Raw genomic sequence first — 1,875 nt, forward strand, 5'->3', positions numbered from 1 at the left:
CGGTTTGGGGTACGGGCCGCCATGAAACTCGCTAGAGGCTTTTCTCGACAGCATAGGATCATCCACTTCACCACAATCGGCTCGGCATCAGGTCTCAGACTATGTGAACGGCGGATTTGCCTACCGTTCGTCCTACACCCTTACCCCGGGACAACCACCGCCCGGGCTGGACTACCTTCCTGCGTCACCCCATCGCTCACCTACTACAGACTTGGATCAGCGGCTCCACCACGTCCCATCATCCGAAGACTCCGGGCCGGCTTCACGGCCTTAGCATCACCTGGTTCAGCGTTGGCGCTTCAAAGCGGGTACGGGAATATCAACCCGTTGTCCATCGACTACGCCTGTCGGCCTCGCCTTAGGTCCCGACTTACCCTGGGCAGATCAGCTTGACCCAGGAACCCTTGGTCAATCGGCGCAAGAGTTTCCCACTCTTGTATCGCTACTCATGCCTGCATTCTCACTCGTATACCGTCCACGACTGGTTTCCACCGCCGCTTCACCCGGCACACGACGCTCCCCTACCCATCACAGCAGGCGTTAGCCCTTCATGCTGCAATGACACGACTTCGGTGATGTGCTTGAGCCCCGCTACATTGTCGGCGCGGAATCACTTGACCAGTGAGCTATTACGCACTCTTTCAAGGGTGGCTGCTTCTAAGCCAACCTCCTGGTTGTCTCTGCGACTCCACATCCTTTCCCACTTAGCACACGCTTAGGGACCTTAGTCGGTGTTCTGGGCTGTTTCCCTCTCGACCATGGAGCTTATCCCCCACAGTCTCACTGCCACGCTCTCACTTACCGGCATTCGGAGTTTGGCTAAGGTCAGTAACCCGGTAAGGCCCATCGCCTATCCAGTGCTCTACCTCCGGCAAGAAACACGTGACGCTGCACCTAAATGCATTTCGGGGAGAACCAGCTATCACGGAGTTTGATTGGCCTTTCACCCCTAACCACAGGTCATCCCCCAGGTTTTCAACCCTGGTGGGTTCGGTCCTCCACGAAGTCTTACCTCCGCTTCAACCTGCCCATGGCTAGATCACTCCGCTTCGGGTCTTGGGCATGCAACTCAACCGCCCTATTCGGACTCGCTTTCGCTACGGCTACCCCACACGGGTTAACCTCGCTACACACCGCAAACTCGCAGGCTCATTCTTCAAAAGGCACGCAGTCACGGCCCACCAGCAAGCTGATGAACGACGCTCCCACGGCTTGTAGGCACACGGTTTCAGGTACTATTTCACTCCGCTCCCGCGGTACTTTTCACCATTCCCTCACGGTACTATCCGCTATCGGTCACTAGGGAATATTTAGGCTTAGCGGGTGGTCCCGCCAGATTCACACGGGATTTCTCGGGCCCCGTGCTACTTGGGAGTTCTTCAAACGAGCCGTACAGATTTCGTCTACGGGGGTCTTACCCTCTACGCCGGACCTTTCGCATGTCCTTCGACTACCCATACGGTTTCTGACTCGCCGACCGGCCGGCAGACCGATCAAGAAAAATCCCACGACCCCTCAAGCGCAACCCCTGCCGGGTCTCACACGCTCAAGGTTTAGCCTCATCCGGTTTCGCTCGCCACTACTCCCGGAATCACGGTTGTTTTCTCTTCCTGCGGGTACTGAGATGTTTCACTTCCCCGCGTTCCCTCCACACTGCCTATGTGTTCAGCAGCGGGTGACAGCCCATGACGACTGCCGGGTTTCCCCATTCGGACACCCCCGGATCAAAGCTCGGTTGACAGCTCCCCGGGGCCTATCGTGGCCTCCCACGTCCTTCATCGGTTCCTAGTGCCAAGGCATCCACCGTGCGCCCTTAAAAACTTGGCCACAGATGCTCGCGTCCACTGTGCAGTTCTCAAACAACGACCAGTCACA

Annotated in this window: 1 rRNA gene (running past one end of the window); it reads right to left on the reverse strand. The window is 57.3% G+C overall.

Annotated elements, in window-relative coordinates:
• Positions 1–1,827 (reverse strand): 23S ribosomal RNA (locus ACIO5E_RS03925) (it extends 1,489 nt beyond the left edge of the window).
• Positions 1,828–1,875 lie beyond the last annotated feature (48 nt).

Source organism: Kitasatospora sp. NPDC087314 (genome assembly GCF_044744365.1).
GTDB lineage: Bacteria > Actinomycetota > Actinomycetes > Streptomycetales > Streptomycetaceae > Kitasatospora.